At 40.8% G+C, this 21,434-nt stretch carries 34 protein-coding genes; all 34 read right to left on the reverse strand.

Annotation, left to right across the window (positions count from 1 at the left end; translation table 11 throughout):
• Positions 1-314: 314 nt before the first annotated feature.
• The 34 genes from JOD17_RS14225 to JOD17_RS14385 all read right to left on the reverse strand — a co-directional run bounded on the left by JOD17_RS14225 (position 315) and on the right by JOD17_RS14385 (position 21,347).
• Positions 315-824 carry a phage tail assembly chaperone gene (locus tag JOD17_RS14225; RefSeq protein WP_204698550.1) on the reverse strand — a complete coding sequence of 170 codons (510 nt, stop codon included), beginning with the start codon at positions 822-824 and terminating at the stop codon, positions 315-317.
• A gap of 58 nt (positions 825-882) precedes the next feature.
• Entirely contained in the window at positions 883-1,329 is a 447-nt protein-coding gene (locus tag JOD17_RS14230) for an endoglucanase (protein WP_204698552.1), read from the reverse strand.
• Between the two features lie 12 nt (positions 1,330-1,341).
• The gene (locus JOD17_RS14235; RefSeq protein WP_204698554.1) at positions 1,342-2,718 is read right to left on the reverse strand and encodes a phage tail sheath subtilisin-like domain-containing protein; all 1,377 of its coding nucleotides are present in this window, start codon (positions 2,716-2,718) and stop codon (positions 1,342-1,344) included.
• 2 nt (positions 2,719-2,720) lie between these two features.
• A complete protein-coding gene (locus JOD17_RS14240) occupies positions 2,721-2,972 on the reverse strand; it encodes a YqzN/YkzM domain-containing protein (RefSeq protein ID WP_204698556.1) in 252 nt (83 codons plus the stop codon).
• Positions 2,962-3,777 carry a hypothetical protein gene (locus JOD17_RS14245; RefSeq protein ID WP_204698558.1) on the reverse strand — a complete coding sequence of 272 codons (816 nt, stop codon included), beginning with the start codon at positions 3,775-3,777 and terminating at the stop codon, positions 2,962-2,964. Before JOD17_RS14245 ends, JOD17_RS14240 begins: the two co-directional genes overlap by 11 nt.
• Positions 3,777-4,217 (reverse strand): hypothetical protein, encoded by a 441-nt coding sequence (locus tag JOD17_RS14250; protein WP_204698560.1) that lies wholly within the window; start codon positions 4,215-4,217, stop codon positions 3,777-3,779. Before JOD17_RS14250 ends, JOD17_RS14245 begins: the two co-directional genes overlap by 1 nt.
• On the reverse strand, positions 4,217-4,561 hold the full coding sequence (locus JOD17_RS14255) for a hypothetical protein (RefSeq protein ID WP_204698562.1): 345 nt from the start codon (positions 4,559-4,561) through the stop codon (positions 4,217-4,219). The genes JOD17_RS14250 and JOD17_RS14255 overlap by 1 nt, the downstream gene beginning before the upstream one ends.
• A 38-nt stretch (positions 4,562-4,599) precedes the next feature.
• Positions 4,600-4,932 (reverse strand): hypothetical protein, encoded by a 333-nt coding sequence (locus JOD17_RS14260; RefSeq protein WP_204698564.1) that lies wholly within the window; start codon positions 4,930-4,932, stop codon positions 4,600-4,602.
• Positions 4,933-4,934: 2 nt separating this feature from the next.
• The gene (locus tag JOD17_RS14265) at positions 4,935-5,996 is read right to left on the reverse strand and encodes a hypothetical protein (protein ID WP_204698566.1); all 1,062 of its coding nucleotides are present in this window, start codon (positions 5,994-5,996) and stop codon (positions 4,935-4,937) included.
• Positions 5,997-5,998: 2 nt separating this feature from the next.
• On the reverse strand, positions 5,999-6,478 hold the full coding sequence (locus JOD17_RS14270; protein WP_204698568.1) for a capsid cement protein: 480 nt from the start codon (positions 6,476-6,478) through the stop codon (positions 5,999-6,001).
• A gap of 15 nt (positions 6,479-6,493) precedes the next feature.
• Positions 6,494-7,639, reverse strand: coding sequence for a hypothetical protein (locus tag JOD17_RS14275; protein WP_204698569.1), 1,146 nt, complete (start codon positions 7,637-7,639; stop codon positions 6,494-6,496).
• 20 nt (positions 7,640-7,659) lie between these two features.
• Positions 7,660-8,640, reverse strand: a complete 981-nt coding sequence (locus JOD17_RS14280; protein WP_204698570.1) for a structural protein — start codon at positions 8,638-8,640, stop codon at positions 7,660-7,662.
• Positions 8,640-10,148 carry a phage portal protein gene (locus JOD17_RS14285; RefSeq protein WP_204698571.1) on the reverse strand — a complete coding sequence of 503 codons (1,509 nt, stop codon included), beginning with the start codon at positions 10,146-10,148 and terminating at the stop codon, positions 8,640-8,642. The genes JOD17_RS14280 and JOD17_RS14285 overlap by 1 nt, the downstream gene beginning before the upstream one ends.
• A complete protein-coding gene (locus JOD17_RS14290) occupies positions 10,141-11,394 on the reverse strand; it encodes a PBSX family phage terminase large subunit (protein WP_239575548.1) in 1,254 nt (417 codons plus the stop codon). Before JOD17_RS14290 ends, JOD17_RS14285 begins: the two co-directional genes overlap by 8 nt.
• 55 nt (positions 11,395-11,449) lie before the next feature.
• Entirely contained in the window at positions 11,450-12,235 is a 786-nt protein-coding gene (terS, locus tag JOD17_RS14295; protein ID WP_204698573.1) for a phage terminase small subunit, read from the reverse strand.
• A gap of 130 nt (positions 12,236-12,365) precedes the next feature.
• Positions 12,366-12,887, reverse strand: coding sequence for a hypothetical protein (locus JOD17_RS14300; RefSeq protein ID WP_204698574.1), 522 nt, complete (start codon positions 12,885-12,887; stop codon positions 12,366-12,368).
• A gap of 168 nt (positions 12,888-13,055) precedes the next feature.
• Complete coding sequence (locus JOD17_RS14305; RefSeq protein ID WP_204698576.1) at positions 13,056-13,526, reverse strand: sigma-70 family RNA polymerase sigma factor; 471 nt, start codon at positions 13,524-13,526, stop codon at positions 13,056-13,058.
• 13 nt (positions 13,527-13,539) lie between these two features.
• Positions 13,540-13,824 carry a hypothetical protein gene (locus JOD17_RS14310; RefSeq protein WP_204698578.1) on the reverse strand — a complete coding sequence of 95 codons (285 nt, stop codon included), beginning with the start codon at positions 13,822-13,824 and terminating at the stop codon, positions 13,540-13,542.
• 91 nt (positions 13,825-13,915) lie between these two features.
• The gene (locus JOD17_RS14315; protein WP_204698580.1) at positions 13,916-14,614 is read right to left on the reverse strand and encodes a hypothetical protein; all 699 of its coding nucleotides are present in this window, start codon (positions 14,612-14,614) and stop codon (positions 13,916-13,918) included.
• A 48-nt stretch (positions 14,615-14,662) separates the two neighbouring features.
• Positions 14,663-15,421 (reverse strand): phage antirepressor KilAC domain-containing protein, encoded by a 759-nt coding sequence (locus tag JOD17_RS14320; RefSeq protein ID WP_204698582.1) that lies wholly within the window; start codon positions 15,419-15,421, stop codon positions 14,663-14,665.
• Positions 15,422-15,433: 12 nt separating this feature from the next.
• Positions 15,434-15,619, reverse strand: a complete 186-nt coding sequence (locus tag JOD17_RS14325) for a DUF3954 domain-containing protein (RefSeq protein ID WP_420827942.1) — start codon at positions 15,617-15,619, stop codon at positions 15,434-15,436.
• Between the two features lie 294 nt (positions 15,620-15,913).
• Positions 15,914-16,114, reverse strand: coding sequence for a hypothetical protein (locus JOD17_RS14330; protein WP_169963379.1), 201 nt, complete (start codon positions 16,112-16,114; stop codon positions 15,914-15,916).
• On the reverse strand, positions 16,111-16,275 hold the full coding sequence (locus tag JOD17_RS14335; RefSeq protein ID WP_169963381.1) for a hypothetical protein: 165 nt from the start codon (positions 16,273-16,275) through the stop codon (positions 16,111-16,113). The genes JOD17_RS14330 and JOD17_RS14335 overlap by 4 nt, the downstream gene beginning before the upstream one ends.
• A gap of 4 nt (positions 16,276-16,279) precedes the next feature.
• Positions 16,280-16,834 (reverse strand): Holliday junction resolvase RecU, encoded by a 555-nt coding sequence (locus JOD17_RS14340; protein ID WP_239575550.1) that lies wholly within the window; start codon positions 16,832-16,834, stop codon positions 16,280-16,282.
• A gap of 15 nt (positions 16,835-16,849) precedes the next feature.
• Complete coding sequence (locus tag JOD17_RS14345) at positions 16,850-17,224, reverse strand: deoxycytidylate deaminase (RefSeq protein WP_169963383.1); 375 nt, start codon at positions 17,222-17,224, stop codon at positions 16,850-16,852.
• The gene (locus tag JOD17_RS14350; RefSeq protein WP_169963385.1) at positions 17,224-17,478 is read right to left on the reverse strand and encodes a hypothetical protein; all 255 of its coding nucleotides are present in this window, start codon (positions 17,476-17,478) and stop codon (positions 17,224-17,226) included. The genes JOD17_RS14345 and JOD17_RS14350 overlap by 1 nt, the downstream gene beginning before the upstream one ends.
• Positions 17,447-17,953 (reverse strand): YopX family protein, encoded by a 507-nt coding sequence (locus JOD17_RS14355; RefSeq protein ID WP_169963387.1) that lies wholly within the window; start codon positions 17,951-17,953, stop codon positions 17,447-17,449. The genes JOD17_RS14350 and JOD17_RS14355 overlap by 32 nt, the downstream gene beginning before the upstream one ends.
• 51 nt (positions 17,954-18,004) lie before the next feature.
• Positions 18,005-18,262, reverse strand: coding sequence for a hypothetical protein (locus JOD17_RS14360; RefSeq protein ID WP_204698584.1), 258 nt, complete (start codon positions 18,260-18,262; stop codon positions 18,005-18,007).
• A gap of 13 nt (positions 18,263-18,275) precedes the next feature.
• Positions 18,276-18,407 carry a hypothetical protein gene (locus tag JOD17_RS21565; protein WP_275581847.1) on the reverse strand — a complete coding sequence of 44 codons (132 nt, stop codon included), beginning with the start codon at positions 18,405-18,407 and terminating at the stop codon, positions 18,276-18,278.
• Entirely contained in the window at positions 18,408-18,653 is a 246-nt protein-coding gene (locus JOD17_RS14365) for a helix-turn-helix transcriptional regulator (RefSeq protein ID WP_338028805.1), read from the reverse strand. It lies immediately after the preceding gene.
• Between the two features lie 11 nt (positions 18,654-18,664).
• A complete protein-coding gene (locus JOD17_RS14370) occupies positions 18,665-19,462 on the reverse strand; it encodes a DNA adenine methylase (protein WP_338028806.1) in 798 nt (265 codons plus the stop codon).
• A complete protein-coding gene (locus tag JOD17_RS14375; protein ID WP_169963395.1) occupies positions 19,459-19,644 on the reverse strand; it encodes a hypothetical protein in 186 nt (61 codons plus the stop codon). The genes JOD17_RS14370 and JOD17_RS14375 overlap by 4 nt, the downstream gene beginning before the upstream one ends.
• Positions 19,637-20,560, reverse strand: coding sequence for an ATP-binding protein (locus tag JOD17_RS14380; protein ID WP_239575555.1), 924 nt, complete (start codon positions 20,558-20,560; stop codon positions 19,637-19,639). The genes JOD17_RS14375 and JOD17_RS14380 overlap by 8 nt, the downstream gene beginning before the upstream one ends.
• A complete protein-coding gene (locus JOD17_RS14385) occupies positions 20,448-21,347 on the reverse strand; it encodes a hypothetical protein (RefSeq protein ID WP_204698586.1) in 900 nt (299 codons plus the stop codon). The genes JOD17_RS14380 and JOD17_RS14385 overlap by 113 nt, the downstream gene beginning before the upstream one ends.
• Positions 21,348-21,434 lie beyond the last annotated feature (87 nt).

The raw sequence follows: 21,434 nt of genomic DNA on the forward strand, positions 1-21,434 counted from the left end.
GTTCAACTGATCGTTCGAAGCGTTCTGTGCTCCTCCGGGCTCGACTAAATTCATCTGAGTACCGATCTTCGGCTTCAATAGGTATTTCTATGCGATAAACCTCATTATTTGCGACAGGTGTCACCTCCTACCAGTAAGACCTTTTGCAATCGTTTTAACGTTGTTCTCATGATCTTTACGTTCTTTCACCCTTACTTGAGCAGCCATTAAAGCAATTGAGCGTTCTCCTTTAGGCATAGACATGACTTTAGAAGGTGGATCACCATTACTTAAATAAATTTCAGCTAGGAGAGTGGTTACTCCCCCAGCTTCTATTAGTTTTTTGCTAAATCTAAATCAGGGTCAACATCTGGATCGTCATAGTCATCGTTAAAGCCCGATAACTCATGGATTACCTCTCCAACACGATCTTTTTCACCTGATAACAGGACAGCACCTACAACATCAGCAGGAGATAATACATCCAGTTGTTTTCGAAGTTCTTTGTTATTCCATAACTTTTGCTTATCTTCATCAATTGTTGCATTGTAAATTAGAGAATTGCTGAATCCTACGCCATCGAATTTTTGCTGTTGCTTTCGACCTTTACCTTCTATTGATGTATATTTTTTCCGAATGGCCTCTTGTGTTTCATCATCAATGCCCTTAACAGAGAAAGAAAAGTATCGCTTTCCGTCTCGAATAATATCAATTTTTTGATGCTTTTCCTGTTTGTAGTTATGCGCTTCGAGTAACGAGTTTAATAAATCCGTTTCATTTTCTAGTAAATCTTCACGCTCTGCTTCTTTTTCTTCCATTTCTGCTTGAGTAAGTTTTTCAGTCATTTAAATTCCTCCAATTATTAAGGCGCAGGTTATCCCTACGCCCATCATTTTGTATTTTTTATGCAGCTCGTCCTTTAATAAATCCTTGGAAATTAAGCAATGCATCAGGAGCATCATTTTGAAATCCTCCCATGACTTTACTCAACATCACAGCATCCTTAACTACTGTTTCTGTAAACGTTAAAGTAACGGTGTAAGACATCGGAATTGCCCACGTAATTTTTTGCCCTGCTGGTTGATAATCAGAGTTTGTAACATTCAGTTGAACATGAAATGTATTAACCTCTGCTAGCCAGTTACCTTCTCCATCAAACAATTTACCATCATAACCCCGGTTAATATTGCGTGGATCTAACTCGCCGTTATCCAATGCCTCTTGAATTTCAGGCGGCATGTTTACACGGAATGACCATTCACGTTGAATGACCTCCCCAGGTTGAATGTTTGCAACATCGATTGATCCGTCTGGTACACAACTACGTAATATATAACGTCCATCTGCCATTTATAAGCCCTCCTATCGTCTGAATCCAAAATTAAGGTGATATTTTTCTACTGAATCAAGATCAGTAATATTAATGATTTCATACCAAGCACTGTCCCCATGTGGTGGATTGGTTGTACTTAATACAATTTCTCCAGAGTCAATACCAGGCATGTTCTGAATGACTTCGTTGCCTTCCATGATGAATTGAGCTCTTCCATCATCATTGGTGTCCATCCCACGTTCAATCAAACCATCTGATACGCCCACTAAGCGATCAATTAGTTCGTAACGCGTTCTTAATCGTCGAATCTTATTCCAGCCTAAATCTTCATTCTCATCGAAAGTTGTTTTTGTATTGATACCATAATCAATCATGGCACTACCTTCATTGGATTCAGAAAAGACCAGCATCCCAGATTTAGCAGCTTCGTCATACTGGCGAATATCCAAATCACTATAGATTCCCGTGGATCCAACTACACGTTTATGCGTTAAACTATCACGATAATCAACTGAACCAGATACACCAGCTACATATGCTACTGCTCCACTACCTTCTACGGTTTGACCCTCTTCATCGAGAAATCCGTTACCTACATACACAATCTTAAAATCATCAAAAGATAGAGCGTTTGCTTTTCTTTCCGAGAATCTAACACCTAACCCTTCACCAACAACACCAAAACAACGAAGTCCTTCGTTAAATCGTCGAGAGATATATGTTTGAAGTGATACATGGACTTGCATGTCTGTTACGTCAGTAAACAAATTCATAAACGCATACTTATCGAGCTTATTCATGATTTCAGCGTAATCACCAGCTCTAACTTCTGGATTTTCTCCGCCAGTTAGTGATTGGTTTGCAGTCATGGATTCGATTTCTTCGTCTCCACCACCGCTTGATTCTCTTTTCTTAGCTGTAAGGTATTTACTTCTCTCATTGATGAGGTTGATTAATTCATCCGTTTCATTTGAACCACTTTCAAAATCAAATCGTTCTAACAGGTGTTGTTTTTCAAACAGAATAAAATCTTTAGTACCTGGAACCAAACTTTCTCGAATACTTACATTAAATTTACGTTCTGTAGGATGCTTAGTTTCTAACTCGATTTCACCAATGGTTGTTTTGGCGGTTTTTCCTCCACTACCTACTCTCACTACATGTAATACTTGAGTTCCAGCTTGAAAGCTTTTTTCTGCTTCTTCATTAGGACCAATTAGTTCGACAATCTCTTCTGGGTTCCGAATTGTAGTAACTTCCCCTACGGCACCAAAACTCGCTGCAAGAATTGCAGCAGTTACACCTCTAGTTGTAAAGCTGGGAGCCGAATAACCAGCATTATAAAAATGCACGAATGACCCAGGTCTAGGCATTGATACATTCGGACTTAGTACTCTACCACTCATATCTATTTAACCTCCTTATATCTATATTCTTTAATCGCTTGTTCGACTTCTGATTTCGTTAATTGATCCTTATTCACCGCAAATAGCGCACCTGATAATACCTCATTACTAACATTAAAAGAGGCTGCATTCATCAAGATCTCTGCCTTGTGATATGCAACCTCAACTTTTTTGGTATTTGTTGTTGTTTCTTTTTTATTTTGATTCTCTTTAGCTTTTGGCTGTTCTGCTTCTTGTTTCTTTTTATCGGTCAATCACGACACCTCCAAAGTTAATTTCATGTAACTTATCATGATCCTCTCTGTAGAGGACACCATAGCGACAAGGTAACGTCACTTGCCCTTGTGAGATCATATCTGCGCCATTATCTACAGTAATTGCTTGTTCGAAAAATAAGGTTGATTGATCTCTCATAAGGATTTCTTTCTGCCAAGCGAGTGTTTGCGCAAGATCTTTTAAGACCCTGCTACGGTGGACTCGATCAGGCATTACTAGATGACCTTTTATTTGAACATCAAGCCATGCACCCCAAGCTGTATGCTCGGAACGTGTGATGCGTTCTAACCGCCAATATAAACCAGGACTTTTATTTGTAGGTTGCCAACTCTGTGGATCAGTCTGCAAATAATCAAATTGAAAATTTGTCCAGTCATTCAGCGCTTCAATCGGATCGGGATCTGTGGTCTTATTATCAATCCAATCTAAAGCAACAACCTCGAAGTTAAGTCCCTTAGTGTACACCTGCCAATCTTCAACAAACGTATCTTGCTCAGCATTTACATACTGCACAAAGTAAGGTTTCCCATCTTTCACTAGCCACTGAAAATCAAGTGCTTCAACAATGTCTTGCGCCTGACTGTCCAGTGCATTAAATGTAAGGTTCTTTACACACGGATAAACTATAATCGTTGTTTTATCGCTTGTATGACCTGAAGGACCATCTTGCAAACCCTTCTGTAATATCAAATAAGGCGGTTCATCTGCTGTAGTCACAACCGTTGGTTCATATACATGCTCAAAACCATTCTCAATTAAATGTTGGCGTATTAATTCACGCATTAATTACCTCCAAACAACTGCTGCACACTACGCTTAATAGCATGTTTGTGTCTTTCAGCAGTTGGTTTCAGGATCGGTCTTGCTTCCATCCCAGGATGACGCCTAACACTCGTTACGGGATGATTAGCACCATCCCAAAACAGTGCAGATGATAGAGTCGGTACAATATCATATGGCGCACCAATAGGACCATACAGACCCGTACCAAGCTCCAAAAAAGCACCGTGTTGCTGACTGTGAGCAAGAACAATTGTTGCACCTCTTGTTGTTTTTTCAGCCCCACCTTGTATGCCACCCCTTGCCGATCCTGTACGATCCGTCCAGGGTGCCGATGTTTTAGCATGACGTTCCATATCTTTACCGAGTCTGTTACCCAAAATATATAATGCAGCCATATTACGCTTTAAGCGATCTTCAGTAATTCCGCCTAACTTAGACATTAGATCACCCTTTCGAGCTCACAATGATAGCAAACGAGCTCATCAGACTGATACTGTGGGGTAATCGATAAAAACCTAAATGACATACCGTGCATTGGCACCGTGAGCTCATCTTTAATGGTTAACGGTAGCCTGGCGTCATAAGGTACCAACAAATTAAAATCATGCTGACTTTTACGACTACCTTGCACATCAGTGCTCTTATTAAGACCTGGAGCTTTAGCAAGATATTTACGGCACTTTAGAGGACCAATTTCCCTTGGCACTTCTTTACGTCCCCCGCCTTCACGAATAAGCTCAACCCATTTAATCGTTATAGAGATCGGATTATCATCAATAGCCATTTTTACGTGATCCCTACGCAAATTAACAAAATCCTTCATTACATCACATCCGGTCTTTTAACATTAAAAATGAAGCCGGTATCTCCACCGCCTTCTCCGTGTCCTAAATGTGAGTAATGTTGAACCATTTTTAAAGCATGTTCCAATTTATCCTTTAACTTAGTGGTGTGGTAGGTTTCTTGACCAACTGAATACGATTCTATTTCCGTTTCCAAAGATCCTGCACGGATCGCCCACACCGTTGAAGCAGCTTGATTAACGTCACTATGATCCTCCAAGATGCTCATCAGCTCATCGTCATCAAATAATTTCTTGCCAACATCATTTGTATAACGCCTCAGCTTGATTAAATCCTTATCTGTAAAACTCATAATTAATACCCAGGCAATTGAATCTTTTGAACGTTTTCTTCAACTGCTGCAAAGACGCCTCTCCAGAAATCACCAACAATTTGAGCTTCGACCAAACGAGTTAAGTCCCCGGCTGTAGACTGGATTTGTAAAGGTTGCTTAATAAGCTCTTTAAAACCACGCTTCGGACGAATGAGGTAAGCTTCACCTGGTTTAACTCCATCGTACGTATAATCTTTTTTACCTACCGTCGTTTCCCAACCATCGTAATAGATCACATCCGTAATACCTGACACTGGGCTATACGGTGTCGCCTGAATATAAAATTGCCCCATTCCTTCTTCAATTGCTTCACGATCCGCCTCTGAAGCGAGAAGGATGTTACCTGGACGCTTTTCGATACGAGCGTCACTTAATGCTTTTCGCAGAGTAGCACGCATAGACAAGCCGATATGAGCTCCCTCAGCGCTTGGCAACACCTTGCTTAGTTCATTCTCATAAACTGCTGTAGTCTTATTTTTAGGTTTATAAGAGTGCTTAATGATAGGTGCAAAATGAAGGTGGTTAAGGATTGCATTGTGAGCTTCTCCATAAGCACGGTTAAGGATCTCTAAATTAAATGCTTGGTTAAACATTTGAATTTCTTTAGTATATTCAAAACCTGCACTATAACCCTTGATACGCGCAATAGGACCTTCTTCAGCATTGAGAGAACCGAACTTCACCTCTTCACCTTCTAGATGTTCCGCAAAGATGACAGCTCCATACTGTGCCCATTTAGCCTCAAATTCTTTAGGCATATTAGGGTCTGAAATCACATCATAGATTGGCTGATAAAGCGTAGGAACCTGCTCACGTCCGAGCTCCACGTCTAATACAACCTTACGCAAAAATTCCTTGCGTGTTGTTGAGTTAGTCATCATCTCACCGATTGGTTTGCTCAGCTCTAATGTCTCAAAAGCACCTTTATTAATGACTTTATCAACAGTGTCCATTTCACCATTTACAATGAAACTTACCGCTTCTTTAACTTCAGCTTTACGTCGTTCTTCCAATCTTGTATCGCGACTGTGTACTTTGATCATGCTTATTCTCCCCCTCCATCAACCTGTTGCTTTAATTGCTCAACCTCTTCTTTCAACGCATCGAATGCTTGTTGAGAAACGCCTGACCCTCCTGAAGTTTGACTGCCTTGATTAAATAAAATAAACCAAATGTTCCCTTTGCTATCTAATGGATTAGTGACAATCCCTGCAAAGCGATCATTCGGTTCTTTAGTTAGCACCTCATCTGTTTGATCAAAATACACTTGATCACCAAGGCTATATTCTGTATCTGGCTTCACCTGATTTGTTTCAAACTCTGCTCGCTCGACAGTTAGAATAAGCTCGCCTGCTAAATCATCTTGACCGGTAGCAAAACCTAAGAAGCCGTCAATGAGGTACAGGTTTTGCGGAACAATATCTTTTCCTTCTGGAATTTTAACCCTCACACTCTGCCCGTCAGATACTTTTGCTCGTTGATCATAGTGTCGTGTCGTTGGATACGGTCTGCCTTTAACGTCCATTTATACCCCTCCTATTTAAAGTTGAGTTGTACTCTTACGAGTAGCTGTCATAGTATTAGTCTGCTTGTTGTCTGTAAAAGACGTTCCAGCTGGTAGCTCTGTATGTTGCTTGCTGATCATTTCAGCAACAATGCCTTGCTTTAAAAAACCATCCATTTCAGCAGCTAGCTCATCTTTAGTGATGCCTTCTTTAAGACCGCCCTTATGGTAAGACCAAAGACGACCAAGCACTGTTTTCTCATCATTCAATTCTTTTCTAACCGCATCGCTAGAAACTTTTTCAGTCATCATTTCACCGACCATCGATTCTACATCTTCTGTAGACTGCTTCTGCAATGCTTCAGCTGCTTTCTTGGCTTCATTAACTACATCCATTTCTCCGGTAACGCCTAACGCCGTCTGCACTTGTTGTAACGTCTTTTCAGATTCTACGAGGTTAGATGTCCACTTCTGATCTAATTCTCCTGCGATATCCTCGGCTTTGAGTCCCATTTCACCGGCAATCATAGTCATGGTTACTTGTTTATTCCCGTACATTTTTTTTAGCTCTTTCAAAAGCTCTTCTGGATTCATAGTTTTGTTGCCTCCTTTATTAGTATCTTGTGGTCCCTCACCTTCAACACCCCACATCTCACCGGACATCGCGACAATACTCGTCTGCATTCCAGCCCGATCTAACGGCGTCCAATCAATTGACATCGCATCGTAATCAACAACATTGGTTTGACCGTTTGCTTTTTGTAGCTTAGGACGACCAAAGATCGATACCTGTTTGATACGGCCGCTGCGGATCCATCGCTTTAGATCTTTTTCTGTCGAGTCTACAACCCCTCGAAAATAAGCAGTCTCACCCTCCATCTTAGCGCCTATCCAGTGTGTGGCTGGATTGAGGAATTGATTGCTAACATCTTCTGGCTTTTGATGGCCTTTAAACCCTGCAAGTGTTGACTGATTAACTTTGTTGACGATTGACTTAAGTGCACTTGATGAGTAATTCCAGCCACGAGTAGACTTACTTGCTGGAATTGATACTACTACCTCTAATGGTTCCTCGTCGCCTTTTTTCAATGCTTCAATGTCTACTGAAGGAGCTAACGGTATGTCCTCTACACGAGTATCATCAGTGCTTTGCATTTCTCCAAATAATAATAACCAATCCACGTTATTACACCTCCTCTCTGCTAAGCTGCGTTTTCTTGGTACCATTGTTCAATTTCAGGGTGTGATGACGGATCATCTAACCACTCCTTCAACTTATTTGTAAATGTATCGAGTTCTTCAAACACCGTAACCAGAGTACACAAGCAATTAGGATGGGGTGGAAAGACGGGTACTTCATCAACTCTATAAATGCCAGGTCCTAATCCCGTGTCTTTTGCAGCCAACTCGTCGCAAACGTCATAAATCGGATGACTTGGCGATAAGAGCCATTGTATACCTGTAACCATCGGCGTTGTCTTAGCTGATGCTATCACGCCTTCACCGTATGCTGCTGTCGTCTCCGTACGAGCCAGTCGCAATGCCTCGTAAGCTAAATCTCTTGGAGGATTAACACGGCTCATGAGCTCTGGGTACTTGCCGCTCACGGTCTTAACACCGTCTCTAATGTACTCTTGTAGCAACTCAGCTGTTTTAAGAGGACTCTGACCTGTAGCCATTGCCTCTCTCATAATCTTTGAAAGATGGTCCTTAGTGTTATTGCTAGTCTTCCAAATACGATCAGATAAATTAAGACCGTTGATTGATCGTCCCCACATCGCTTGTACTGCATCGTGATTAACTCTAATGACTGAGCTACGATAAGGCTGAATACTCATATTTGCACCCTTAAGTGCTTCGACAGTCACTCGCTCGCTTGTATAAGCCCCTGCTTTAACACCAAGCTCTAAATACTCATCAAGCTTAGTGGTTAACTGCTCATTTAACGTCCTAGACGCTTGACTCAGCTGATTTTCCAGTGATTCTAGATGCTGTAACGACAACTGGGTATAACCACGGCGCTCTAAGTCTCTTAATTGACGGGTAATTTGTTGGCTTGCTTGCTGGTATAACGCTCGAATTTCTGGATCCTGACGTAAACGCAAATCAATGTACTGCTTACGTTGTTCTAATGCCCATTTGTAATATGGTCCAGAGGCATTAATAACGTCATCAAGCTCCATCAGCTCTCACCTCGTCCATTCTGCAAGTTGAGGATCTTACGGCGCTGATCTTCGAGCAGTTGAGTGTCTTCTAATCCTTGAGCTAAGAGCTTGGTACGCATGAGCTTATCTTTTTCTTTCGTTTCACTATCCTCACTGCCTTCGTATTTATCCATGGTGTCGATATAACGAGCTAAGAAATCGACAGCAGCATCAATGGATGTTAATCCAGTAGTTACTGCTTGAGACAATGAACGGACGACAACTTCAATTTCATCGGCTTCCTCTTTCGTGTCCCGCGGATCTACTTCTTCCCATTCAAGCTCTGTTGCAAATGTGCTAAATGCTTTGTTCTCGCTCGCCTGGGTCATTGCTAAAACGATACGAGCAATGCGCTGGAATGGCTCTGTAAATTGATCTCGCTTTCGTTGTACCTTGCGTACCAACACCGGCATTTGCTCTTTAGTCGATGCATGAGAGCTCGGCGTATGGACACCAAACACAAATTCAGGCGTCTCTGAAGCGTCTACTATGCAATAAAAAAGAAGCTGTAGTAACAGCTTCGCATCACCCGTTGGGCTTTGAGCTTCAATAAATCCTGCCTCTTCATCTTCTGATAAGAACACGACTTCTTTTCCTTCTAAATTTAACGAACCGCCTTTTCTTGCATACTCGGCTGGGTTATCTATCCCGAAATTATTTCTTAAGAATCCAGCTACATCCTTTAATTTAAGTTTTAATTTCGGCGTTGAGTTCATTTTTGACCCTTGCATCGCATGATGCATGACATCATGATATGCCTTAATATAGGGCTCAATGGATTCAATTTCACTCTTCCCAAACTTCTCACTTTCATCTGACTCATTTTTAAAATGGACGATCGGCAAGAAATCCCACGGGGAATCAATCTCACCGACTTCGATTGTATCCGGTGGATCGCCATCAACTTCCACTATTCTTTTACCTGCCAATATCCTCTGCTTATAAATAAATTGTCGTTTATAACCTGTATCATCGACCCACTCTTCATTTGATTCAAGCTGGTACTCAACTGGTTTATGAGTAATCGGATCTAATATGATGTCTTTGACTTGCCCAGGAGGCAATACATTATAAACGATCTTGTCTTTTTCCTCTGGAAACAACGAAGTATCCTGATTTTCTTCCCTTGTAATCCAGATGTAGCAGTCACCATCACGCAAAGCATTGCGCTCTGTCCTCAGCATTTTAGATCGATTTCGTTCAACGAAGCTTTTTAAAACTTCTTGAGCTTCCTCATCTTGACTGTGAAACTTTGGCACTCCCATAAAGGATGCTGAGGTATTAACAACCGGCTTTACAAAGCCACCGCCGAGCTTGTAATCATCGTTGGTATTATCGTAAAGCTCTTTTGTGAGTGTATGATCGGTTTTGCGGGAATCGAGTGTATACGGTCTGTGCATACCACCAATAAGATTAATGCCGAAGCTGGTGATATTGTCTCTAAACCTCGACATCTCACCGGTAATAGCGCTCCAGATCTTACCCATGTACTTTCACCCCCCTCAATAGCGCAGCATGATCAACTGGCATATTTAAATTACCTTTTTCATTTGTATAGATTCCATAGCGCTCAGCATCTGAACAATGGTCATTCTGCTTTTTCGGTGCGTCTTCTCCACGTTCGGCCGCCTTCTCATCCCAGACATAAGACGAACGCTCACGTATTAAATTTACGCATTTTCGATGCGTGTAATTTCTGCCATCGGCTATAGTAGTACCTACAGTTCTGATTCCGTCCAGCACATCGTTTTTTGCTTGAATGACGCTTAGTTCACCCGAGCGCCTAATCTCTGCAATTAATGATGCAGCTGATGGATCAATGATCACCTTGTTGGTGTAACCTTCACAGAAGATTTCTAAGTCTTTACGATACTCGCTATCTAACTTTTGGCGTTCTTTTTTTCGACCATCGTAGTAATACTCTTTAAGGTTGTAGTAGATACGCTGACCGTCTCGATCGTACTTGATGCCTTGTAGGATAAATGCAGTTGGGTTCTGAGTACCGTAGTCAACGCACACTTGATACTCTCGAATTAAGGACGGCCATTCATCAATTACATGCTCATCCTCCCGGAACATATCGTAAATGACACCCTGAGCCATCACCCATAAACCAAGAATAAAACGTTGGTAAAAGACGCCTGAGAACATCCTGCGGTACCGATTCTTAACCCTGTCAGACAATGAAAGGTTATCATCCATCTGAAAGTGGAGTACCAGTATACGCTTTTCTTTTGCCTTGTCGATATACTCCGTTTTAAACCAATGATAAGGACCTTCCGGGTTGCAGTTGAGAAAGATCTTCGCGCCCTCATCGCCAGTTTCAGCCGAGCAACGACCTTGCGCCTGATCAACAAATGAACGTGGAAAAAGCGCCGCTTCATCCAAATAAGCGCCCGCTGCTGTTAACCCTTGTAATGTATCCTGACTAGCTTCGTTGTTTGCCCCAAACAGGTAGTATGTGTTTGATCCTATAATGACGTGTGGATTCTCTGACCGGTGATAATGGTACTCGATGCCTTTAACAACAAGGATCTTAAACATCGGCTCAAGCACGTTACGCTTTAATGCGCCCATTGATCGACCAGCAATGATAAAGTTCTGATCACGGTGTTTGGCTAGTGACCAGGTTATAAACGAGTCGATCATTGCGATTGTCTTGCCTGACCGTATGGATCCCTCAGCGATCACCGTGTCATAGTCTTTATATGGACTCTTGCTAGCCCACCACATGAGAAGCTTCTTTTGCTTACGACTAAATGGCTGAAATTTAAACGATGTGACCTTTTTAATCTTCTTCATGCTGTTCTACCTCATCGTCTGTGAAAACGTCTTCTACAGTCGCATTAAGTGCTTCCTCGTAATTTCTAACCTGCTCATGTGGATCGCCGTCGGTATCGCCACGCATATTTCCTAGCTCGATTTCAGCCTTTTCAATACCGAGCTCCATTTGTTGCATTTGTAAGCGTCTCTGATCGTCTTGACCTGATAGCAGCATAAAGTCTTTTATTAAGCTTCTGAGTTCGGCCATCGCTCTTGATTGAGCATTTAAAAACGTAGCATGACGATCCCAGGCGAATTGAATTTCATATTCTTCCTTTTCGTTTGTCATATTATCGTCAGAGTATGTCTCGGTCTTCCTGACCTCTTTTATTAACTCATCTTTATCTATAACGAACATGATCTTCTGAGCCCTAGCTATAGCAGCATATTTAATGACGATGTTCTCGTGTAATATATCCACTGGCGACTTAACCATAATTGCATCGATGATACCTAACGTCTCTTCATCATCTGGAAAAATGGTGCGAAAAAAGCCGTGAGTAGATGCGTTGCTATTTCCAACTGGAGCACCGCCACCCTTATTACCAATGGCGTTCTTATTGCCTCTTGGAGCGCCTGCTTTTTTGGGTGCACCCTCTGGCTTTTTGGGTGCACCCTTTTCCCTAGTCCAAGCGTGGCGCTTCTTCCAACTTTTAACGGTGTTTAGCGAGACGCCATGTTTTTCTGCGATGTCTTTATATTTCATTCCGTTACAGTAATCACGCCAGGCTTTCTTTTGCTGATCCGTCATGTCACATGCACCGCCACCCCCACAATATTATGTTTGTTTTGCATTCGCTCTCAACAGAGCAGGAGTTTCATTCACTCCTCTATAGGCTCTGTTGGCAACGAAGGCATTAAAAAAACACCCTATAAGAGTGTTATTTTAATTGTTCTTTTAAATCATTACTCATTTGTTTTTGAATACCTGAAATATATTCTAATAACTCTTTATATTCTTCAGTGATCTGATTATAGTTAAATACTTTATCCTTATAGAATTTCTTGTTTTTGTTCTTTTCAATATATGTATCATACATCATGTTACTTGCTACAATATATTTTTCAATAAATTCGTCATATTGTTTTTCATAGCTCGTTAAAATTGGTGTGTTTATACTTAACTTTCTACATGAGTTAGCGATGTCGGATTCATGCTCTAATTTAGAAAGTCTAAACTCATCAAATTCAATACCATTGAAGTGTAACTTCTTCACAAGCAAGTCAATTCTTGATATTGATCTACTAATCTTACTGTATTCATCCAAACCAAGTTGTAATTTTTCTATGAGAATTCCTTTTTTAAGGAATTTTTGCTCATGCTTTGCACTATTCTTTTTAGATAAGTAATCTCCGAGAATTACACCTCCAAAAGAAGTGACAATCGGTATGATTACATTCATATTCTCACTTATTAGTTCAGCAAATGCAGTAATAAATATCACCTCATTAATAATTCAGTTTATATAATTCTAAATTATAAATAAAAAAACCACAACGAGTAAATCGTTATGGCCACAATGGTTTACCAACCAAGTAAGTGCTCTAAAAACTGCCCTACCACCACCAGTTTAAACAATTTGTTTTTGGTATTTCAAATACCGCCAAGTTTGGCTATAGTGGCGATTTTGGCTTAAATGGCTAATAAGGTTGTCGCGATGCTTCCGAACCATATCTTTGCTCATTTCTAAGTGCGCAGCAATAGCACGATAACTCATACCTTCCATCATGCAGCTATAAATAACCACGTGAATTGGGTTTTGTAGATGATCTTCACCTAATTCAACGAATTCTATAATTTCTTTGTAACGATTAATTCGGTCAATAAGTTTCCTTTCTCTGCGATCCAATTGATCATACTCAGCAGCGCTCATACCTGACGATCCTTTTGGAAGCGTGGCTTCAATGTCATAATTCACAGTTAAGTTGTCATTATGTGAAGACTTAACCGTCATATTACTTAACAATTCCTCAAGACGTAACACTTCACGCTTCATCCAACGATAGTCGCTAATTAGTTCCTCTATTTCTTTAACTTCCATCAAAATCACCTCACTATTTAGATCTGAATGCGCCGCCTCTTCCTCTATGATGGATTTGACGAGACACACCCATTAACTGACGCAATTCACCAGGTGAGTATTTTTCTGTGTTCTTTGTAGCTTTAATTGGGGAATCAATTAAATGAATTGTAGTTACTCTTTTAAGTTTGCATCTTTTGCACAATTCAGCCACTTTGTTGTTTTCCTTCTCAGGCATCTCAATCCATTCATGTTTACATTTGCTTTGAATGATCTCTCGGATTGTAACGTCACGCTTTTGTTTATGCTTCTGCTTCACGGTTTTACCCCCTTTATTAACAACAAAAAAGACACCAATCCCCGTTAAGGAATTGATGTCTTTTGCAGGCTTTGCTCAAAGACGTTTTTATTTAATTGAAACAGCCTTCTACATAATCTTTAAATTCTTCCGGTGACATGTTATTTTTATCTGCAAGATATCTAACCATTCGTATGAAACCTTGTATCTCTTCATCTTTAAGAGTGTCTGCCCATAAAAAGGGATTTTTATTTCCCTTTCGCAAGTTCATTGATTTACTTATTACTACAATATTACCTGAATAAGTTCCGCCATGACCTGTAGAAATAGGAATAAAGTGATCAACACTTAAATCCTCGGTATCGCCTGTAAGTGGGCACTTACCATTAAAGAATTCAACTAAATCGTTGTATTCTTCTCTTGTCCAATCTGCCCTCAACCCATTTTCCTTCGCAAAAATTAAATGCTTGGTGACAGTGTACTTGTCAAAATGATTCTCTTTATATTTTCTATAACTTTTTTTAAATATTTCCGGATTTTTCTTTCTGTATTCTTCTTTGTAGGCTCTAACCTCGGGATTTTGCCAACGCTTCTTATTATATACTTTTAACTTATCTGGGTTTTCTTTACGATACTTTTTTTCGTAAGCACGCTCCTTAACCTTTACGTGATCTCTTTTTCTATACTCTCTTTTGTCTTCATTTCTACAAGTCTTGCATCGTGATTCAAACCCACTTTTTTTCGTTCTGTTTATTGTAAATTCATTAATTTCTTTTGTTACTTTGCATTTAGTGCAGGTTTGTTGAATCATTGATACCTCCAAATATTGCAAAGGTTATGCTCATTAATTATACCATGTTTATCCAGTCAATTGTTGATCTTTTAGTGCTAATATCCCATTTTTTTCAAGAATATCATGAATAAACAGTCTACCTTTTTGCGTCCATCGATTATGCATAACAGCACCTCGTCTGCCGTCTCTATGGGTGATGTCAACGGTATTAGACTCAACGTACCCTTTAGCCTGGTATTGACTGTACAAGAGCCACTGACCGTTTTGCTTATACTGGACTTTTTCGTCTTTAAGAATTGCATTTAGCTTAACACCTGACATGCCATAATCTTTTGCGATCTGTGTAGTGGTTACAGTACCTTTGGATGCTAGGATCTGATCAACGTATCGAGCTTTATGTTCGTATTCTGCTGCCTTCAATTCCAATCGCTTCACTTGTTCCTGTTCTTTGATCCAGGCTTTTGCTCTTAAGATCGGATCATCGATGGTATATGAGGGCTTATTTTGATCGTACTTACCTGTTTTACGGATTGTGGGAAGAACGTCTTTTGTTACCCACTTCTTAAAGGCTTTCGCTTCTTTCTTTCGACTAGTGAAAATCAAAGCATAGAGGCCAGACTCGTTGATCGCTTGAATGGCTTGGCTTCCACCAAGGGTGTCGGTATTAACGACACCCTTTTCATCGTCATCTAATCGGTTAACCGCATCACGATTATTTCGAATTTCAAGGACCTCACACACGTCTTTTGCAACAAACCATACCTCATCATCAACAATCACAGTTCGCACTTGCTTGTTTTGATAATCAAATACTTTCTGCAGCATACCTTCACCGCCTTAAACTTTTATAATTTCTTTATTTACGACTCGATCAATTTTCCCGTTTTGCCAAACAGCATGTTGTTCGCCGTACCCACTGCTAAGAGGGGGGATCATCTTCACTACTCCATCTTTCACGATGTACATCGCATTCACAGAGCAATCAATCTCAGCTGTCATTGTTTCTAATTTTGTTTCTGGCATATTCTTACCCCTCCCATTATGTTAAGCTTTACCTAGCGACAGGCTCCGAGAGGGGCCTTTTTTTTATTTCTTATAAATCGTTGCTGAACATTTAGATAACATCTGAATCCCTAGTAGGTGAGCTATCCTATGCCCTAGACCGTACTCTTTGACGCACTCTAGCTCCGATAATAGTTTCCACATTTTACACCCTCCCTGCTAACTCTCTAGCCCGTTTATTAACCTCTTCTTGATCAATCTCCTCACGGATCACCTTACGTTGCCATTCTAATTGCTCACTTTTCGTCATGGTTTTCATTCCGAATCCCCCACTAATTCTTCTAGATCTTCCTCAAATACAAATTTGCACTTTCCTGTACGAAGATTTTCTAACCAAATAACAAACCTTGTTAAGCCTAAACTGTCAAAGTCGTCATTAATGATTGTCGATGTCTTGGTTAAGACCTCATATTCTTCACCTTCAAACATCACAACTTCCCCCGATTGTATATTCATTCCGATTCCTCCATTTCTTCTTTTATAATCCGTCTTGCAGCCATTAAGCCGTTTATATATGCCATGACTTCTTTGCTGTCGTTCCTTGTATGAGCAGCATTGATTTTCTTGTTAATCGCCTTATTTACTCTCGAATGGACGACCTTCAGTCGATCAGTCATTCCCTCACCCCTTCATCCACCGTTCCACCGCAGCAAGATAATCGACTCGAACGCCCCGACCTTGTTCAACACCATATGCATGTATTTCAAAGTCCTCCAGAGGTATGCTCTTACGACCACCTGCATCTGCTTTGCTCTTGTAATGTTTCAATGTTACGTATGGGAGCAGGAACACCTCTCTGGTGTCTCTAAACTCGATGAGTAAGAATGAACGTGCTCCGTGCTTTTGCGCTTGATCCAGGTAATCATATTGATGATCCGCTACGTTATTTAACGGAAAACTCTTGCCAGACAGCGATTTGGCTTCAAAAACGATTGAATGACCTCGATACACGCCGTCGTAGTCAACGGTGCTCTTGTTTTCAAAGTAACCAGATACTACCTTAGTGCCTTTGCTTCGTGTCACCTTGACTGGTGTAGATCGTTTATTGATAAGAGCGATATTTTGATATGCATACATCTGGTTTGTATGATTGATTGCTGTCTCAAAGGCCATACCTCGATTGCCTTGTCCAACCTTCTTTCGGTACTCATCCGCAGCCATTCTTAACTGTGCCATTACTCCTTCTCCCTTCTAAAAACCAACTGGTCGAACAAATTCATGCATCCCCTCTTTTGTTTCATGGATCCACTCAACATCACCTACAAAACGCTCATTAAGTGGATTTGGATACGCATTGTAATAAACCACCGTCTTAATTTCTGCAGCTATGATGAGCTTGCGACACTGCCAACATGGTTCATGTGATACAAACAGTGTCGCTCCTCTTGCCTTGCTCCCCGCTTTTACAATGGCTGATGCCTCAGCATGTACGGTGTTGATGCAATGACCGTCAACGTGACAGTCGGTATTGTTGCACTCGTTAATTGGATTATTTTTCCCCGTGCTTAATATTCGGTTATCTTTTGCTAAAATTGCTGACACTTCTAATTTCTTGCAATAGCTCACTACTCCAACTCCTTAAATACCTTACCGATGTGTTTTTTGACTCTATCTATGCTGTATTTAGCAACCACACTGCTCTTAAATGGCTTGTCCCTTGCGACCAGCACATCATATATGTGGTACTTTGTAAGCGCGTATGCGGTAAACACCGCCCCGTGATCGTGCTGCACTCTGTACCTCAGTACCTTTGTCTCGATAAGCTCCTCGATCGCTATCTCAACCTCATCAATCGGCGATAGGAGGGACAGCTGCTCCATTTGTAGCCTCCAGTAAATCCTTGTTTTCGTAGATGTTGCCTAGATAAGTCCAACTGCATTCATGTAGCCCATGGAAATTACAGACAGGGACTTTCTCTCCCTCAAATCCGTCTTGATCATCCTCGTATCCCATGTGCTTTTGTATATCCTTTTGTTTAATTTTCGTTAAGCAAACGCAAGCTAGCTCTTCATCATATTCCAAAACGCCTGTAATTTCGTTTTCATACTCAGTTCCATCAAATAAAAATTGGTGCATTGTGACAATATCGGCAGTATATAGATCTTTAGGTTCGTTAAATTGTTCAACGTCCATGAGTCCTGTGTATTGACCGACTGACTCCCACTCAACAGGGACTGGACCGTTGCCCATATTTTCTATATAAGCAATCTTTTCTTCGTAATCTAAAATGGCTGATCCGTAAACCCATTGACCCTCTTGAATAGATTTACCACGAAACTTAATCTCCCTACTCATAACTAGCCTCCTTCAAGTAATGTGGATGTTCGTAAATGTTGCCGATGACTTTTATCTTGAAATTTCCACTTCCACAAACTCAAAATGTTTCATGATGTTTGTATAACCGAAATTACATACTGCGCCTTCTCCAAACATTTCAAGAATCATCTTTTCATGATATTTAAACTCTTCTATAGCTTTCTCTTTATCTTCAAATACCGTTGCTTTGTTTAAGTTTTGTGTTAGCCAAACAAAATCACTATCTCTTGTTTTCCCCCATTGCCTCCGTCTTTCTAGGACTTCTTTTAACTTCTGTTCTTTACTCATCGCCCTTCGCTCCTTAGTCAAATTGGGTTGTTCCACACGTAGGACAAAAATGAACTTCTGGTTGATCACCTAAAACGTAGACTTTGAAATCAATATTGCAGTACCGACAATGGTGTTCCGCATCATTAACCCAATCATCTTCCACTCACTCCGCCTCCTTTATCAACTTGTTAATCCTATAAGCAAAGAAGATGGCTTCAACCGGTTGCCCATAATACTCAGCAATGACAATCATTCTGTCAGGTGATGGAAGCCGCTCGCCTTTTTCATAGCTTGATAATAAGTTTTCATGGATTCCTAGGGCTTTTGCGACTTCTTTAATTGTCGTGTTTTTACGCCTACGCTTACGTAGCTCTTTTAAACGTTTACCAACGCTTACTCGGTCAATCACTTGATCGCCTCCTAACAGAGTCGTAAACCATAAACCCAATCAGCAGCTATAGGATTAAGCCAAAGTACTTCTTCTCTTTTTGCACCAGCTTCTGCAACGGAAGAGATCGTTTCATTTTTCCAATCACTCAATATCTCTTCATACAAATCGCTCTTATATCCCGATAAAAGTACTGGTCCAGGATGATCGATTAGAACCTTTAAAAGTTCTTCGTGGTCTCTATCTGACATTTCATGCTTGTATGCTGTAGTTGTTCTTGTATTTAAAAGGTAAGGAGGATCTGCATAAATTAATACGTTTTGCCTTGCGTATCTTTGAATGAGTTTTACTGCAGGTTGTTTTTCAATCTGAACCCCTTTCAAACGTTCAGATATCGATACTACCTTATCTGGAAAGGCTAACCATTCTTTGCCTGGCAACGGTCCATTTCCTTCGATCATGCTACGCCATCCCGTACGATGGGCAGTTTTACCACCCCTACCCTGCCAAAGTCGTACAATAAGCCTCCTTGCTTTCTCAACATTATTTTCTGCCTCGAGGTAACTGTTGTAATATTCCTGTCTTGAGTGTGGCGTGTAATAAATCGCATGAGCTAATCGCTCTGGTTGCTCACGTATGACATTAAATAAATTGACTATATCTTCATCGAGATCATTCACTGTTTCAAGTTTGCTTCGGTCCTTAGTAAAGAGTACGGCGCCTGACCCAAAGAACGGCTCCAAATAAGTCTCATGTGGCGGCATTTGTTCAATTATCCATTTAGCAATTCGCCACTTACTGCCTGGGTAATGCAAAATCCTTGGGATCACACCGCACACCTCCTTGTATTGATGTGGTCCTCAATTCGCTTTTTCAAAGATTCGTATTTTTCAATCCGTTCACTTTCTCGTCGATCGTGTTCAGCTGGAGGGCAAGCAATGCATCCGACTGCTTGCAATCCGTAGCTTAATTGCGTGTATACGATCCCCGTTCCGTCACAGACATTACACATTGGACGCAACCTCCTTAAACCGCATATCTTTACCAGATGCCTCAAGTAAGTATCGTCCACACTCTCCAAATAATCGGCTTGCACCTGCATAACCAATCTTTTCAGCGAGCGAGCTACGATCTTCATTAGAGTTAAAAACAATGGGTTTATTACGTTTATATCGCTCATTAATGATGGTGTAGTACATCCGTTCACGAGGCTCTGTATTGCTTACTTTTCCAATGTCATCCCAAATGAGTACATCCGCTTTTAAGGCGCTATCTAGCAGTTTAAAATACGACTCGTTGTTATCATCCGCTTTTCGAGCTTGCATAAGATCATCAATAAACGTGACATCCGATACGACCAATACGTTAAAACCGTCTTTCACTAGCTTTTTAGCCAAAGCCATTTGAAGGTGAGTCTTGCCGATCCCGAAGTTGTTTTTAAGCTTTTTCATCTTTGCGCGGTCTACTGGATTAAGCTCACGCATACTAGACTCACCAACTTCTGCTATAAGCCCGAAATTGTAGTTGCTGAACTTCTTTTCTTGCCGACCATCCTCTGCTGTATAAACACTAAATTCCTGCAAATAATCCACGGTCATCTCATGCATGAGGTTTTGTATATTAGTGTCCATGTTGAAGTTATCAAGTCGAGCATCTACAAACTCATCAGGGACCATTGAGCTTTTAAAACGCCGCTGCCATTCTTTCCTCGCCGAGCACTCACAAGGTTTCGCCCAATCAGTCCCAAACTCATCATTTTCATCTCTGTATACTTTGTAAAAAACAAGCTCCTTGCCGTTGCATTTAGGGCATTCGTTATCCGCCCCAGGCTTCTTTGGAAGACTGGACTTCTGCGAGAAGTTCTTCTGCAGTTTTTGATACTTTTCCATATCCGCCATAACTTCTTCCACGCTTTGAAATTTTGTCATCGTTACTCACCCCATTTTGATTATCCTGTCGTGATTGTTTGTCATGGTGTCGATCTAAGATAAAGCCAACACAGTAATCAAGGCTTTGAATCCTATCTCGGTTATGTCGTGGGGCATAGGTATCAAACCGCTCTTGTAGCCACTCCAGAGCGTCATCGAGTTTGACACCCGCACCCACAATCTCTTGTGCTGCTGTAAAATCTTTTGTGCTTTCCATGAATCCACTACCACGCAACTGAATATACTTGTCCAAGATCGTTCGAACAGGGTCGGCAGAAGTATGTGATATTTCGTCTGCTTTCGAAACAGACTCACCGTTACGGTCGGCTGTAAGCACTCCGTCACTTTCTTCCATGCGCATATTAGTAGCTGTAGTAGTAAAATCATTCTTAAGACATTCTTTAACATTCTTGTTTATATCCAGTAACTGTTCCTTAGGTGTTCCCTCTCCGTTACTTTCATCGTTACCTTCATTGATCGAAGTCTGGTATGATTCCCAATTTAAAAGGGTTACGAGTGTATACTTGTTGTTACTTTGACCGTTACTTACAGTAATCATCTTTTGATTAACGAGCCACTCTAATACCTTAGAAACTGTTTTTGGATTTAACTCTTTGAACTGCCCTCTCTCATACCAACCAACTCCTTTAGCAATCTTTCGAATGGAGGTGAGGTGTTGACCTGCTTTGATTGTTATAAACCAATCATCGAAGGGAATGCGCTTGTCTTGATGATTAGCTGAGTATTTAAGGTATTGCCAAATCCGATGATAATGAGGGGGCATCATCCATATATCACTTTCTAATTCCTTCCGATGATCTTTGATGTATCCTTGCAACATCACCCCTCCCCTCTAACTTTTCTTCTTACAAAT

The organism is Geomicrobium sediminis (assembly GCF_016908595.1).
Taxonomy (GTDB): Bacteria; Bacillota; Bacilli; order Bacillales; family Marinococcaceae; genus Geomicrobium_A; species Geomicrobium_A sediminis.